Source organism: Sphingomicrobium marinum, assembly GCF_026157105.1.
Taxonomy (GTDB): Bacteria; Pseudomonadota; Alphaproteobacteria; order Sphingomonadales; family Sphingomonadaceae; genus Sphingomicrobium; species Sphingomicrobium marinum.
Map to the genome: position 1 here is coordinate 470,241 of NZ_JANPVQ010000001.1, position 13,758 is coordinate 483,998.

The 13,758-nt window shown below is 63.2% G+C and carries 10 protein-coding genes; 4 read left to right on the forward strand and 6 right to left on the reverse strand.

Features of this window, described 5'->3' with window-relative positions; translation table 11 throughout:
- Positions 1 to 2 precede the first annotated feature (2 nt).
- Complete coding sequence (locus NUX07_RS02405; RefSeq protein WP_265528547.1) at positions 3 to 506, reverse strand: hypothetical protein; 504 nt, start codon at positions 504 to 506, stop codon at positions 3 to 5.
- Between the two features lie 291 nt (positions 507 to 797).
- Between NUX07_RS02405 and NUX07_RS02410 the strand changes: the two genes are divergently transcribed.
- Positions 798 to 3,854: a TonB-dependent receptor domain-containing protein gene (locus NUX07_RS02410; protein ID WP_265528549.1), complete on the forward strand. Its 3,057-nt coding sequence runs from the start codon at positions 798 to 800 to the stop codon at positions 3,852 to 3,854.
- 106 nt (positions 3,855 to 3,960) lie between these two features.
- Here NUX07_RS02410 and NUX07_RS02415 read toward each other — a convergent pair whose 3' ends face one another.
- Positions 3,961 to 5,397 (reverse strand): putative 2OG-Fe(II) oxygenase, encoded by a 1,437-nt coding sequence (locus tag NUX07_RS02415; protein ID WP_265528550.1) that lies wholly within the window; start codon positions 5,395 to 5,397, stop codon positions 3,961 to 3,963.
- A 193-nt stretch (positions 5,398 to 5,590) separates the two neighbouring features.
- Between NUX07_RS02415 and NUX07_RS02420 the strand changes: the two genes are divergently transcribed.
- Both NUX07_RS02420 and NUX07_RS02425 read left to right on the forward strand, forming a co-directional pair.
- The gene (locus NUX07_RS02420; RefSeq protein ID WP_265528552.1) at positions 5,591 to 5,875 is read left to right on the forward strand and encodes a hypothetical protein; all 285 of its coding nucleotides are present in this window, start codon (positions 5,591 to 5,593) and stop codon (positions 5,873 to 5,875) included.
- A gap of 6 nt (positions 5,876 to 5,881) precedes the next feature.
- Positions 5,882 to 6,193, forward strand: coding sequence for a hypothetical protein (locus NUX07_RS02425; protein WP_265528554.1), 312 nt, complete (start codon positions 5,882 to 5,884; stop codon positions 6,191 to 6,193).
- A 7-nt stretch (positions 6,194 to 6,200) separates the two neighbouring features.
- Here the strand turns inward: NUX07_RS02425 and NUX07_RS02430 are convergent, their stop codons facing one another.
- Genes NUX07_RS02430 through cysD form a run of 3 tightly spaced genes read right to left on the reverse strand, consistent with a single transcriptional unit; the run spans position 6,201 to position 9,671 of the window.
- Positions 6,201 to 7,034, reverse strand: coding sequence for a class I SAM-dependent methyltransferase (locus NUX07_RS02430; RefSeq protein WP_265528555.1), 834 nt, complete (start codon positions 7,032 to 7,034; stop codon positions 6,201 to 6,203).
- 42 nt (positions 7,035 to 7,076) lie between these two features.
- Positions 7,077 to 8,786 carry an adenylyl-sulfate kinase gene (gene cysC / locus NUX07_RS02435; RefSeq protein WP_265528556.1) on the reverse strand — a complete coding sequence of 570 codons (1,710 nt, stop codon included), beginning with the start codon at positions 8,784 to 8,786 and terminating at the stop codon, positions 7,077 to 7,079.
- Positions 8,787 to 9,671, reverse strand: coding sequence for a sulfate adenylyltransferase subunit CysD (gene cysD / locus NUX07_RS02440; RefSeq protein ID WP_265528558.1), 885 nt, complete (start codon positions 9,669 to 9,671; stop codon positions 8,787 to 8,789).
- A 69-nt stretch (positions 9,672 to 9,740) separates the two neighbouring features.
- Between cysD and NUX07_RS02445 the strand changes: the two genes are divergently transcribed.
- On the forward strand, positions 9,741 to 11,138 hold the full coding sequence (locus NUX07_RS02445; RefSeq protein WP_265528560.1) for a sulfotransferase family protein: 1,398 nt from the start codon (positions 9,741 to 9,743) through the stop codon (positions 11,136 to 11,138).
- Here the strand turns inward: NUX07_RS02445 and clpB are convergent.
- On the reverse strand, positions 11,124 to 13,700 hold the full coding sequence (gene clpB, locus NUX07_RS02450) for an ATP-dependent chaperone ClpB (RefSeq protein WP_265528561.1): 2,577 nt from the start codon (positions 13,698 to 13,700) through the stop codon (positions 11,124 to 11,126). The two genes, NUX07_RS02445 and clpB, sit on opposite strands and share 15 nt — an antisense overlap.
- Positions 13,701 to 13,758 lie beyond the last annotated feature (58 nt).

Consider the following 13,758-nt stretch of genomic DNA (forward strand, 5'->3'; position numbering starts at 1 on the left):
GCCTAGCGAAGGCGCCGCGCCTTGAACGATCGGCGGCCTTCGATCTTCAGGTCGTAACTTCCCAGCGTCCCCTTCGAAACGGTGACCTTGGTCCCGGACTTGGGCGTGGAGCCCACCCGGCGATCGTCGATCTGCACCCACACCGAACCATCCTCGGATTCCACCAGCAGCTTGTCGTAGGCGTCGAATTGGGCGCGGCTGATCGTGAACTCGACCTCGTTAAGCTTGTCGTCGTCCCCGAGCAGACCGGCAAAGTTGGGCGTGGAGAAGCCGAACAGTTCGCGCTGCGCGGCCTCGGCCTGTTCCTTGCTGACCACGACCACTTCGTCGGTCTCGATCGCGGCGTCGAGCGCGGCGGCTTCACGGTCGAAACAGGCCAGTCGTTCGGCATCCCCCGCAATGGTCCGGCAGGCGACGACGCGCTGGACTTCGGTGGGCGCGGCATCCTGGGCGATGGCAGCGCCGGGAATCGCCAGTATGGCGATGGGAACAATGGTACGAATCACGATGACCGTCTCCTCTTGGCAGGTCGGTTTGGCGTCAAACTATCGTCAAGCGTGGGCGGTGCAGCAAGTGCAATTGGCGGCGTAGGTGCGAAAACGCCGGAATTGGGCGAAAATTTGGCGAAAAATGACGTTGTGGTCGAAAAGTCACAGGTTCGTCACGAATATCTTCGCAGGGCGTCACTAGCATTGCGTCGGTCATGCTGTTTCTCTTAGACGTGGCCCGATGCCGGAATGGGTTTCCGGTATGTGATGCTTCATGCGCTTCGGGGCGCATATACGAAGGGGAACATAATGAAGAAGTTTAGCAAGAACTCGCTGCTTGCGAGTACGGTAATTGCCTCGATGGCATTTACCGCTCCTGCATTTGCGCAGGATCAGGACATGGATGACGCTTCGGGTCCGGTCGAAGGTACCGATCCTGAAGTTGGCGCACTGGGCCAAGAAACCCAGGGCGACATCATCGTCACGGGTACGCGTATTGCGCGTCCGAACGTGGAGAGCGCTAGCCCGGTTACCGTGGTTAGCAACGAAGCGATCGCGGCCGTTGGTACGACCCGCCTTGAAGATCTCGTCAACTCGCTGCCGCAGGTGACGCCTGGCCAGACCGCGTTCGTTTCGAACGGTGCGACTGGTACGGCAACCGTCAACCTGCGTGGCCTCGGCACCGCCCGGACCCTGGTCCTGGTCAACGGCCGTCGCCTCCAGCCGGGTGACCCGTTCCTTCCCGTGGCCGACCTTAACCAGATCCCGGCCGCGCTCGTCGAGCGTGTCGAAGTTCTGACCGGCGGTGCATCGTCGACCTACGGTGCCGACGCTGTGGCCGGCGTTGTCAACTTCATCATGGACACCGACTTTGAAGGTGTGCAGCTGGACGTGACCTACGGTGTCTACCAGCACAACAACGACAACGACACGGTCCTCGATCCCGATGGTCCGCGTCCGACGATCCGCGACATGCTTGACGCACGCGGCTTCGACATTCCCGATGGCAACGTCGTTGACGGCGCCACCTTCGATGCTCAGCTGTCGATCGGTGCCGGTTTCGATGACGGCCGCGGTAACGTTGTTGCCTATGTCGGCTATCGTGACATCGAGCCCATCCTCCAGGGTGCGCGCGATCACTCGGCTTGCGCCACGCAGCGCCTGAGCTCGGGTGCATGGCGTTGCGGTGGTTCGTCGAACGCCATCAACACCACCATCTCGGATCCGGCCTTCGACCTGTTCGGTTCGCTCGTCGGTGACGGTTCGGACGACTTCTCGGGTGCGTTCGTTCCGTACAACTATGCTCCGGTGAACTTCTTCCAGCGCGACAACACGCGTTGGACGGCTGGTGCCTTCGCGAACTACGAAATTTCGGAAAACGTCGAAGCCTACGCCGAATTCATGTTCATGGATGACCGTTCGAACGGTCGTATCGCCGAATCGGGCACGTTCTTCTTCGAACCGTATCCGATCGTCTGCGGTGACAACCCGGCAACGCCCGAAGTTGAAACGCGCAGCGCGCTGCTCAACGACGCGCAGGCGGCAACGCTCTGCGGCCTGATCGACGGCAACGCCGATCGCGGTGACCCCGATGCCGACGGCGTCGTTCCGCTCTACTTCGGTAAGCGTAACGTCGAAGGTGGTGAGCGTAACGCTGACCTCCGTCACACCGGCTACCGCGCCGTTGGTGGTGTCCGCGGCGACATCACGGATCGCTTCAGCTACGATGTGAGTGCCCAGTTCGGTACGACCATCTACAAGAACGCCTACACCAACGACTTCTCGGCCTCGCGTCTGCGTCAGGCAGTCCAGGCAATTGAAGTCGACGGTCAGGTGGTCTGCGCCGATCCGACGGCTCGCGCCAATGGCTGTGTGCCCTACAACCCGTTCCAGGGTTCGGGCCTCGTCAACGATCCGCGTAACGGCATCACCCAGGGCGCACTGAACTATGTGTCGATCCCGGGCGTGCAGACTGGCGAAACCGAAGAATTCGTGGTTACCGGTTATCTCACCGGCGAACTCTTCAACATCTCGCCGATCGAGCCGGTCACGGCGGTTATCGGTGCGGAACACCGTACCGAACTGCTCAACCTCGACTCGGACGTCGTGTTCGAAACGGGTGACCTCACCGGTCAGGGCGGCGCATCGCCGTCGGTCGAAGGTAGCTTCGAAGTCCAAGACATCTTCGCCGAGCTTCTGCTCCCGATCATCGTCGACGGCGTCGTTGACCGCTTCTCGATCGAAGCCGGTTATCGCTTCTCGAGCTACTCGACGGGTGCGGAAACCGACACTTACAAGATCGCTGCCGAACTGGCGCCGGTCCCCGAGCTGAAGATCCGTGGTGGTTACAACCGCGCGGTTCGTGCGGCGAACATCCTCGAGCTGTTCACCCCGCAGTCGCTTGGTCTGTGGTCGGGTACCGATCCCTGCGGTGGCGCAACGCCGGAATTCACGCTGGCTCAGTGTCAGAACACCGGTGTGACCGCGGCGCAGTATGGTTCGATCGCGCTTTCGCCGGCCGACCAGTACAACGCCATCTACGGTGGTAACCCGAACGTCGATCCGGAAACGGCCGATACCTACACGGTTGGTGTCGTGCTCCAGGGCGGCGACTTCGTGCCGGGCTTCGTTGCCACGGTCGACTACTTCCAGATCGACGTCGAAGGTGCGATTACCAATATCGCTCCGGAAACGATCCTTCGTCAGTGTGCGACTACGGCTAACCCCGACTTCTGTTCGCTCGTCACGCGTTCGCCTGCCTCGGGCAGCCTCTGGGCTGGTCAGCAGGGCTTCATCGTGGCGACGCAGCAGAACATCGGTGGTCTCGGAACCGAAGGTGTGGACATCGGCCTCAGCTACAACCGTAGCGTTGGCCCGGGTCGTATGAACCTCGACCTGACCGGCACGTACTTGCTGGAAAGCTACACCGACGTCGGCGTGGCTGCTGAAGGCGGCGACGGCATCACCGATTGCGTTGGCTACCACGGTTCGTTCTGTGGCTTCCCGACGCCGGAATGGCGCCACACGCTGCGTGCGGCCTACAACTTCGACAGCGGTGTCGGCCTCTCGTTCCGCTGGCGCTATATCGGTGAAGTCGAGAACGACACGTTCATCGACGATCCGGATCGCCAGTTCTCGGGCGACGGCGTGTCGGACGTGAACATCGATGCTTACAGCTTCTTCGATGCCAGCGTTAACTTCGACGTTACCGACGAGTTCGGCTTCCGCGTCGGTGTGAACAACATCCTCGATACCGATCCGCCGATCATCACCTCGGCCTTCGGTACCGACAACGCCAACACCTGGGCCGGTACCTACGACCCGGTTGGCCGTTACATCTTCATCAACGCTTCGCTTAGCTTCTAAGCGGACGTTCGAAGAAAGAGAGGGCGGGGCCTTGCGGCTCCGCCCTTTTCTTATGCGCTAACGGCGCTCACCTCGAACGTACTGACAGTTTTGTGGCAGACCCGCCTCAGCGCGGGACGACGTCGAATGCGACGGTCAGTCGCTCGCCGGCATCGAACGGCATGGTGCCGTGCCAGAAAATCGACGGGAACAGCGCGAGCTTAAGCGGCGCGGGTTCGATATAGGTGATCGGCTCCGACGCGTCCTTGACCCAGCTCGGCGGCGCACCAATTTGCAGCCAGCCTTTCCGATCCGCATTCCCCGCAATCTCTTGCGGCAGGTCGACATAGAGCGCCGAGCTGATCCAGCCATGGCTGTGGATATGCGCGACGTGATGCCCTTGTGGTCGCAGGCGGATCGACCAGCTTCCCTCGAAGCGAAAGGAGTCGCGTGGGCGCGACAGGAAGGGGTGGCCCTGTTCGGGCGGCGATAGTGCCCCGATAAAGTCGCGCACGGCGCTGCGGATCGCAGCGCGCAATCCGATAATCGGCGCTTCGCGGCGCTTGAGCAGCGGACCCATGGTTTGCGTGCCGCCGCGCGGACTCTGACCCAGCGGCGGAGCCGAACCCCTATGCAAGTTTGCGAGGTGCGCGGCCAATTCGGTGCGATCCGCTTCGGTCAGATCGATGGACTGTTCGGCAAACAGGCTGGTACCGCGGTGAAACCACTCGGAGCGGGGGTCGTCGGTGGCGCGCAAGGCGGCGCCAAGCCAGGCCCAGCATTCGCCATGATTGTGGCGTGTTGCCCCGGGTGCAGCAAAGCGCGCTGCGAGATCGGGTCGGCCATAGCGCATCGCATGGCGTGCCCGCGTTGCATCGAAATCAGGGTTGTCGACTTTGGCCAGCGCGCCGAACAGGGCGTCGGCCTCCTGCGGCATGCCAAGCTCGCTATAGCCATCGGCGGCGACCATCGCGATGAGACCCGATTGGGGAAACCGCTTCATGGCCACGCCGATGTCCGCGGGAAGCCGGTCATGCGCTTCCATTGCCTTGACCGTGCCGAGCCAGGCCGCGTGCAATGCTTCGTTCTGTTGCTGCTTCCCGACCGCTGCATCGAAGCTGGCGAGCGGGGCGTCGTCTCCTTGGGTCCAGCGAAGCTGCGCCAGGGCCTGATGGCCGGCGAGCCAGCCAGGCGCCTGTTCGATGCATTCTGCCATCATGGCGATCGCCGCCTCCGCGTCGCCTTCGAGTTCCAGCGCACCCGCCAGTTGCAAGCGTCGCGGATCATCGGCGGGCGCGTCTTCGAGCAGCGTAGCCATTTCAGGTGCAACGGCACGCCCTGTCTCGGACCAAAGTTGAAGCGCCGCAAACCGGCGCTGCGCATCGGGCCCGCTGGCCTCGAGGAGCTTGGCCCCAAGATCGCTCCTGTCGATACTGCGTGCTGCATCGACCCATGGTTGTAGACGTGCCGGCGGGGCGTCGATTGCCTGTACTAACAGGTCGGCGACAGCGGCCTCGTCATCGCGGCGTAGTGCGTCGTTCAGTCTGTCTTCAGCCGATGCCATATTGAATGCAACAGTGTCGTCCGTGTGGCGGCAAGTAAAGCGCGGTGGTGCTATTCTGCCAACGGCATTGCGATACGCTGGACGCCATGGCGGGAATACAGTATTTTACCGCGGCTATTTCGGTCGGTCCCGCGCTGTGACAAGAGGCCGACCGGCGGCGCGTAAATCGGCGTCGCCAAGAGGGAGACGAGTGATGAAGCATATCAAACTGATCGCCTGCATCGTGGCAGCGCCGCTGATGATCGCGGCCGCAGGGCCAGAGGAAGAAGCAGCTGCAGCTGCAGCTGCCGAAAAGCAGCAGGCCGAAGCGGGCGCCGATGACCGTAACGTCATGGTCTGCAAGAAGTTCGATCCGCCCACGGGGACGCGCGCGGCGCGCAAGCGCCAGATTTGCAAGTCCAAGGCCGAATGGGAAATGATGGAGAAGGAAGCTTACGACACGGTCGATCGCGTCCAGCGTAAGCCTTACCAGCGGTAGCCCGCCATGTTGCAGCAACTCGCGCTCTACGTCGTCATCCCCTTGACCGCCCTCGCGACGATCGCCGCATCAGGACCTGAAGAAGAAGCTGCGGCAGCCGCTGCTGCCGAGCGCATGCAGGCAGAAGCCGGGCAGAGCGATCGCAACGCGATGGTCTGCAAGAAGTTTCCGCCGCCGACTGGCACCCGTTTGCGCGCGCGGCAAATCTGTAAGACGCAGGCGGAATGGGACCTGATGGAAAAGGATACGCAAGACACGCTCGACCGTGTCCAACGCAAGCCCTGCGCGGGCAATGCGGCAAGCGGGGCCTGCAATTAAGTCAGCGCTAGGCGCGGCGCCCGAATATCGACCAGGCGATCGGCGCATCGCGTGAGTCGCGAAACACTGATATTCCCTCGGCCTTGAAGGCCGTGCCTAACCGGTCGAGCCATTCTTCAGGCTTGTCCACGGCAGCCTTATGCAGCGCGCCCAGGATCGCGCGTTCGCCTTTCGCCAAGCGCTCGAATTCATCCCATGCTTCGGCGCGGTCGCCCGTCGCATTCACCATTGATTGGCCAAGCCCGCGCGCGACCTCGTCGACTACGTCCTTGCGCTCGGCATGGAGGCGAATGTCGAACATGGCCTTGGCGAGCGCCTGCTTCTCGCCAGCGACATAGGCTTCGCGCACATTGTCCGCAGTGACCGCGTCCAGCACTTTGGCGCGCGCGGCATTGTTGGCAACCACCGCGCTTTCGCCGTGGTGGACGATGAACGCGAACGGCGCGCCGGGGCGAAGAACGCGGGCGAGTTCGGGACCGACCTTGGCGGGATCGCCATATTCGATGCCGAACTGGCTGACGGCGCCGTCGAGGCTGGCGTGTTCGAAGGGCATCTTTGCCATATCGACGCCCGACTTGAGCTCGACACGTTCTTGCTCGGTGCTGGGAACGTCGGCAAAGTCGACGCCCGTCACGCTGATCTGGTCGTTCGCTTCGGCCATACGCCGCGCCACGATCCCGCCGCCGCAGGCGAGGTCGACGACGTGCGATGGCGCGTCGAAATTACCCGCGAAAGTCGTCCAGTATTGCTGCAGCCGCGTATTGGCGTCGACCGCGCCAGGCAGGCAGGCGCCGTCGCCAAGACCGTGCTGCCAGAAGATGTTCCATGCGTCCTTGCTCATGCGCGCCTCCATGGCGCATGGCGGGCGCGGCGTGAAGAGGGTTTAGAGCAGTCCGTCCGCCTTTAACCGGGCCACCACCATGGCGGCGCACGCCTCGGCACTATGTTCGGCTGCGGGCAGGACGAGGTCGGGCTCCTCGGGTGGCTCATAGGGGCTCGAGATGCCGGTGAAGTCGGCGATTTCCCCGGCGCGGGCCTTGGCATAAAGACCCTTGGCATCGCGCGCTTCGGCAACATCGAGCGGGGTGTCGACATGAACTTCGTAGAAAAGATGGTCCCCGGCGGCCCGGCGCGCACGGATACGGTCGTCGCGGAACGGGCTGATGAAAGCGGTCAGCACGATCAGTCCCGCGTCCGCCATCAGCTTGGCGACTTCGCCGATGCGGCGGATATTCTCGATGCGATCGGCCTCGGAGAAGGACAGGTCCTTGTTGAGCCCGAGCCGCAAGTTGTCGCCATCGAGGAGGAAGCTGTGCTTGCCGAGCCGCGCCAGCTCTTCCTCGACCAGGTTGGCGATGGTCGATTTGCCCGCACCCGACAGGCCGGTGAGCCAAATGATGGCCGGCTTCTGTCCCATCAGGTCAGCGCGCCGGGACCGGTCCACGATAAGCGGTTGGCGCTCGACGTTGCGTGTCAGCGGTCGCTCGATGCGGCCTGCCGCCACGGTGCCGCCGCTATTTTCGTCGATCAGGATGAAGCGGGCGAGCGCCTCGTCGCCCGTCGCGTACGCGAGTGGGCCGGCAAGCTGGATTTCCGCCAGACCGATATCGTTGGTGTCGAGCGTTTCAGCGGGCACTTGCGTGCCGTCGGATAGCGCCACCACGTATCGCGGCGCGCGGACGCGTGCGCCGATCGTGGCGCTGCCCAGCTTGAGGGCATAGCGGCGGCCGGGAACCAGCGGATCGTCGCCCAGCCACGCGATCAGCGCCTCAACCTGGTCAGCGGTTTCGAGCGGTGCGTCCGGAGGGCCAAGAACGTCGCCCCGCCCACAGTCGATGTCCCGGTCAAGGCAGACCCTGCCGGTGCCGACTTGCGCAATCACGGCCTCCTTTGCCGCAGGCTGGATGAGCACGGTCTGCCCCTTCTCGAAGGCGAAGGGGCCGAGTAACCAGCGCTTGCCTTCGGCATCCTTTTGGACGAGCTGTACGGGAGCGTGGGGCTGCGACGATTGTTCGATTTCCGCGCATTTGAGCCACTCTGTAAGGGTTGGGCCATCGAACCAGGTAAGGCTGGCGGGTTCGATGACGTTTGCCCCCGAAAGCCCCGAGACGGGTAGAGCGGTCCAGCGCAAAATATCCGCAGTCGCTGCGAAGGCAGCAAAGTCGGCCACGACTTTCTCGAAGACGTCGCGCGCAAAGTCGACCGCGTCCATCTTGGTCACGACGAGTGCGAAGGTTCGTACGCCCGCCAGACGCGTCAACCGCGCATGGCGCCGAGTCTGGTCGCTCACGCCCTGGGTCGCATCGACGATCAGCAATGCGACGTCGGCGTTGGCGGCGCCCGACACCATGTTGCGAACATATTGCTCATGCCCGGGTGCATCGAGGAATCGGATGCGGCGACCATCGAGATCGAGCTGGCGGTGCGCGATGTCGATGGTTATGCCCTGCTCGCGCTCGGCTTCAAGGCCATCGAAGGCGTTGGCGAAATCATCGCCATCCGCGCCCACGCCATGCAGCGCGAACAGGTGCCCGAGCAAGGTGGACTTGCCATCGTCGACGCTGCCGCAGGTCAGGACCGACAGGACATCCATCTAAAAATAGCCCTCGCGTTTCTTGGCTTCCAGCGCATGGTCACCGCCCTCGCGGTCGATCAGCCGGCCCGCGCGTTCGTCGCGGTCGGTGGCGTGCAGTTCGGCGAGGATCTTCTCCAGCGTGTCGGCGTCGCTCTCGATGGCACCGGTGAGCGGATAGCAGCCGAGTGTGCGGAAACGGACCTTGCGCGTCTGCGCCTTGCCACCGTCCGGCAACCTGTCGTCATCGACCATGATAAGCTGGCCGCCGCGCTCGATCACGGCGCGATTGGCGGCGAAATAGAGCGGCGATATCTCAATATTTTCGCGCTTGATGTAGGACCAGATATCCTTTTCTGTCCAATGGCTTAGCGGGAAAACGCGGAAGGTCTCGCCGTGCGGCGCGCAAAAATTGAACAGGTTCCAAGGTTCGGGGCGCTGGCGCCGCGGGTTCCAATTGCCAGCGGCATCGCGGACCGAAACGATGCGTTCCTTGGCGCGCGATTTCTCCTCGTCGCGGCGAGCGCCCCCGAAGGCGACGTCGAAGCCATGCTTGGCGAGGGCCTGGCGCAGCCCCTCGGTTTTCCACAACTCGGTATGCCGCGCGCCATGGTCGAACGGATTGATGCCTTCGCGCTCGGCGTCTGCATTCTTGTGCACGATGAGGTCGACATCGGGTTCGGCTGCCAGATTATCGCGGGCTTCGTACATCGCCTTGAATTTCCACGTCGTGTCGACGTGAAGCAGCGGGAAGGGCAGCGTCAGAAATGCCTTGCGGGCAAGGTGCAGCATGACCGCCGAATCCTTGCCCAGCGAATAGAGCATTACCGGGCGGGCGGCCTCGGCCACCGCCTCGCGCAGGATAAAGATGCTTTCGGCCTCGAGCCGATCGAGAAGGTCGCCCATCGCTTGTCGGGCCTAGCAGGGAAATGCGGCGCTTTCCATTTGCCGCGTGCGCCGCCATTGTCCGGCGCGATGAGCGACACGCCGGATACCCGTATTGCGACCTTGCGCACTTTGCTCGCCGCGGATCCCGACCGGCCCGATGACTGGTATGATCTCGGGCTGCTGTTGAAGCGGGCGCGGCGCTACGAGGAGGCGCTGGAGGCCTATGCCGAAGCGTTGAAGCGCAATGTGGAGCGTCCCGAGGAAGTCTGGCTCAACCGCGCCGTGATTCACGCCGAAGCGCTGGGCGATCCCGAACAGGCGGCGGCCGAATTGGAAAAGGCGATCGCGCTCAACCCGAACTATGCCTCGGCGTGGCTCAACCTTGGCAACCTGAACGAGGATCGCGGTGCGCGCGAGGAAGCCCGGCGCGCCTATGCCAAAGCGCGCGCGGCCGATCCGCAGGACGCCATGGCGCTGATGCGACTGGCCGAGGTCACGACGTTCAAGAGCGTCGACGATCCGATGATCGCGGGCATGCGCCAGATGGCGGCGCATCCCTCGGTTCCCGCGATCGGACGCGCCGATCTCAATTTCACCTTGGGCAAGGTCTTGGACGCGCTGGAAGAGTATGACGCCGCGTGGGAGGCCTATGCCGCGGGCAATGCGGCGACAATCGAAATGGCCAAGGGTCCCTATGACGAGAGAGCCGTGGAAAAAGAGATTGACGGGCTGATCGAGACCTTCGGCGACCGGGGCGATCCGGCACCGCCAAGCGAAACGGCGCCAATCTTCATCCTTGGCATGTTTCGATCGGGTTCGACCTTGGCAGAGCGCATCCTGGCGGCGCATTCGGCGGTGACGGCGGGCGGCGAGCTCGAGCATTTGCCGGCGCTGATCGGCGATCATCTCCAGCCTTATCCGAAGGCCGCTGCCGGTCTGGATGCGTTGCGACATGCTGAGCTACGCGAGGCCTACTTGGCGGGCGTTCGTCGGCAGAAGTTCCCGCTCGCCGGGCTGACCGACAAGCGACCGGACAATTTCCTGCATATCGGGCTGATCAAGCGACTCTTTCCGAGCGCGAAGATCGTCCACACGGTCCGCGATCCAATGGACAACGGGCTCAGCATCTATTTCGCGCATCTCCACCCCTCGATGCGCTACGCGCAGCGGCTGGAGAGCATCGCGCACTGGTATCGTCATTATGAGCGGCTGATGGACCATTGGCGCGGGCTCTATGGCGATGACATTCTCGACTTCAGCTACGACGCGCTGGTCGCCGATCCCAAGCCGCAGATCCGGCGCCTGCTGGACTTCCTCGATCTGCCCTTCGAGGACGCCTGCCTCAGACCGCATGCGGTGACGGGCGTGGTGCGCACCGCTTCGAGCTGGCAGGTGCGCGAGCCGCTTTACCGGCGCTCGTCGGGGCGCTGGCACAATTACGAACAGCAGCTCGCGCCGCTGCGCGAGGCGTTAGGCCGGGGTTAGCACCAGCTGGCCGTCGCCCTCGTCCACCTTCACCGTCATCCCGTCGCGAATATTGCCCGCAAGGATCTCGTCGGCGAGCGGATCCTGCAGGTATTTCTGGACCGCGCGCTTCAAGGGACGCGCGCCGTAGACCGGATCATAGCCGACACGGCCGAGCCATTCGCGCGCGCCGTCGGTAAGCTCGACGGTGATTTTCTTGTCGTCGAGCAGACGCTGCAGGCGGCGGACCTGGATATCGACGATGGGCGCCATGTGCGCCTGGCTGAGGCGGTGGAACAGCACGATCTCGTCGAGCCGGTTGAGGAATTCGGGACGGAAATGCCCGCGCACCGTTTCCATCACCTGGTCTTCGACGAGCTTGGGATCGGCATCCTCGTCCTGGCTCGCCAGATATTGGCTGCCGAGGTTCGAAGTGAGGATGATGATCGTGTTGGTGAAGTCGACCGTGCGGCCCTGACCGTCGGTCAGGCGGCCATCATCGAGCACCTGCAACAGGATATTGAAGACGTCGTTATGCGCTTTTTCGACCTCGTCGAACAGCACGACCTGGTAGGGGCGCCGGCGCACCGCTTCGGTGAGGACGCCGCCCTCGTCATAGCCGACATAGCCCGGAGGCGCGCCGACGAGGCGGGCGACCGAGTGCTTTTCCATGAACTCGCTCATGTCGATGCGCACCATCGCGTCCGAATCGTCAAACAGGAATTCGGCGAGCGCCTTGGTCAGTTCGGTTTTACCGACGCCGGTGGGGCCGAGGAACAGGAAGGAGCCCAACGGGCGGCCCGGATCCTGCAGGCCGGCGCGGCTGCGGCGTACGGCCTTGGCGACCGCGTTGATCGCTTCTTCCTGCCCGATGACGCGCTTGCCGATCAGTTTTTCCATCTGGAGCAGCTTTTCGCGCTCGCCCTCCATCATCTTTTCGATGGGGATGCCGGTGGCGCGGGCGACGACCGCGGCAATGTCCTCTTCGGTGACTTCTTCGCGCAGCATCGCGCCTTCGGTTTCGGTCGTGGCGGCCTCGAGCTTTTTCTCGAGTTCGGGAATGCGGCCATATTGCAGCTCGCCCGCCTTCGCGAGATCGCCTTCGCGCTGCGCTTGCTCGAGCTCGATGCGTGCCTGGTCGAGCGATGCCTTGAGGTCGCCCTCGGCGTCGATCTTTTCCTTTTCGGCGCGCCAGCGCTGGGTCAGTTCGGCCGACTGCTGTTCGAGCTCGGCGAGGTTTTTCTCGAGCTTTTCGAGCCGATCCTTCGAGCCCTGGTCGGTTTCCTTCTTGAGCGCCTCGCGTTCGATCTTCAGCTGGATGATCTGGCGGTCGAGATTCTCGATTTCCTCGGGCTTGGATTCGACTTCCATACGCAGCCGGCTCGCGGCTTCGTCCATGAGGTCGATGGCCTTGTCGGGCAGGAAGCGGTCGGTGACGTAGCGGTTGGACAGGGTGGCGGCGGCCACGATCGCGGGATCGGTGATCCGCACGCCGTGATGCAGTTCGTATTTCTCTTTGAGACCGCGCAGGATCGAGATGGTGTCGGCTACCGTGGGCTCCTCGATCATCACCGGCTGGAAACGGCGTTCGAGCGCGGCGTCCTTCTCGACATGCTTGCTATATTCATCGAGCGTCGTCGCGCCGATGACATGCAGTTCGCCGCGCGACAAAGCGGGTTTGAGCAAATTGCCCGCATCCATCGCGCCCTCGCTCTTGCCCGCGCCGACGATGTTGTGGAGCTCGTCGATGAACAGGACGATCTGGCCATCCGACTGCTTCACCTCGTCGATCACGCCTTTGAGGCGCTCCTCGAACTCGCCGCGATATTTTGCGCCCGCGATGAGCGCGCCCATGTCGAGGCTCATCAGCGTGCGATCTTTCAGACCGTCGGGCACGTCGCCATTGGCGATGCGCAGCGCAAGCCCCTCCGCGATGGCGGTCTTGCCGACCCCAGGCTCGCCGATCAGGACAGGATTGTTCTTGGTGCGACGTGCCAGCACCTGGATGGTGCGGCGGATTTCTTCGTCGCGTCCGATGACCGGATCAAGCTTGCCCTCGCGCGCCCGTTCGGTGAGGTCGACCGCATATTTCTTCAATGCATCGTAACGATCTTCGGCGTTTTGCGTGTCGGCGGTGCGCCCGCCGCGAAGATCGTTGATCGCGCTGTTGAGCGCCTGCGCCTTCAGCCCGGCATCTTCGAGCGCCTTGCCGACATCGCCTTTCGACAGGAGTGCGCCGAGCAGCAGCCGTTCGACCGTGACATAGCTGTCGCCGGCTTTCTCGGCGACTTCCTGCGCCTTGTCGAGCAGGCGCATCGTGTCGCCATCAACACCGGGCGCGCGCGTCGCACCCGACCCGGTGACGGTCGGGATCTTGTCGACCAGTGCATCGATATTGCGCTTGGCCGCCTTGGCATCGCCCCCGGCGGCGTTGATGAGCCCGGCCGCCATGCCCTGCTCGTCATCGAGCAGCGCCTTCACAAGGTGCGGCGGAGTAATCTGTTGGTGGTTCTCGCGCGCCGCGATGGTCTGTGCTGCCTGTAGGAAGCCACGCGCGCGTTCGGTGAGTTTATCAAGGTCCATGACAAGCCCCTAAATCAGTGTTCAACACTGATGTAGGGGCCTCATACACTAAGGCAAG

Excerpts from the sequence above, each read along its gene's own strand:
- NUX07_RS02410 (WP_265528549.1), top strand. The coding sequence starts at position 798 with ATGAAGAAGTTTAGCAAGAACTCGCTGCTTGCGAGTACGGTAATTGCC.
- NUX07_RS02415 (WP_265528550.1), bottom strand. The coding sequence starts at position 5,397 with ATGGCATCGGCTGAAGACAGACTGAACGACGCACTACGCCGCGATGAC.
- NUX07_RS02420 (WP_265528552.1), top strand. The coding sequence starts at position 5,591 with ATGAAGCATATCAAACTGATCGCCTGCATCGTGGCAGCGCCGCTGATG.
- NUX07_RS02425 (WP_265528554.1), top strand. The coding sequence starts at position 5,882 with ATGTTGCAGCAACTCGCGCTCTACGTCGTCATCCCCTTGACCGCCCTC.
- NUX07_RS02430 (WP_265528555.1), bottom strand. The coding sequence starts at position 7,034 with ATGAGCAAGGACGCATGGAACATCTTCTGGCAGCACGGTCTTGGCGAC.
- cysC (WP_265528556.1), bottom strand. The coding sequence starts at position 8,786 with ATGGATGTCCTGTCGGTCCTGACCTGCGGCAGCGTCGACGATGGCAAG.
- cysD (WP_265528558.1), bottom strand. The coding sequence starts at position 9,671 with ATGGGCGACCTTCTCGATCGGCTCGAGGCCGAAAGCATCTTTATCCTG.
- NUX07_RS02445 (WP_265528560.1), top strand. The coding sequence starts at position 9,741 with ATGAGCGACACGCCGGATACCCGTATTGCGACCTTGCGCACTTTGCTC.
- clpB (WP_265528561.1), bottom strand. The coding sequence starts at position 13,700 with ATGGACCTTGATAAACTCACCGAACGCGCGCGTGGCTTCCTACAGGCA.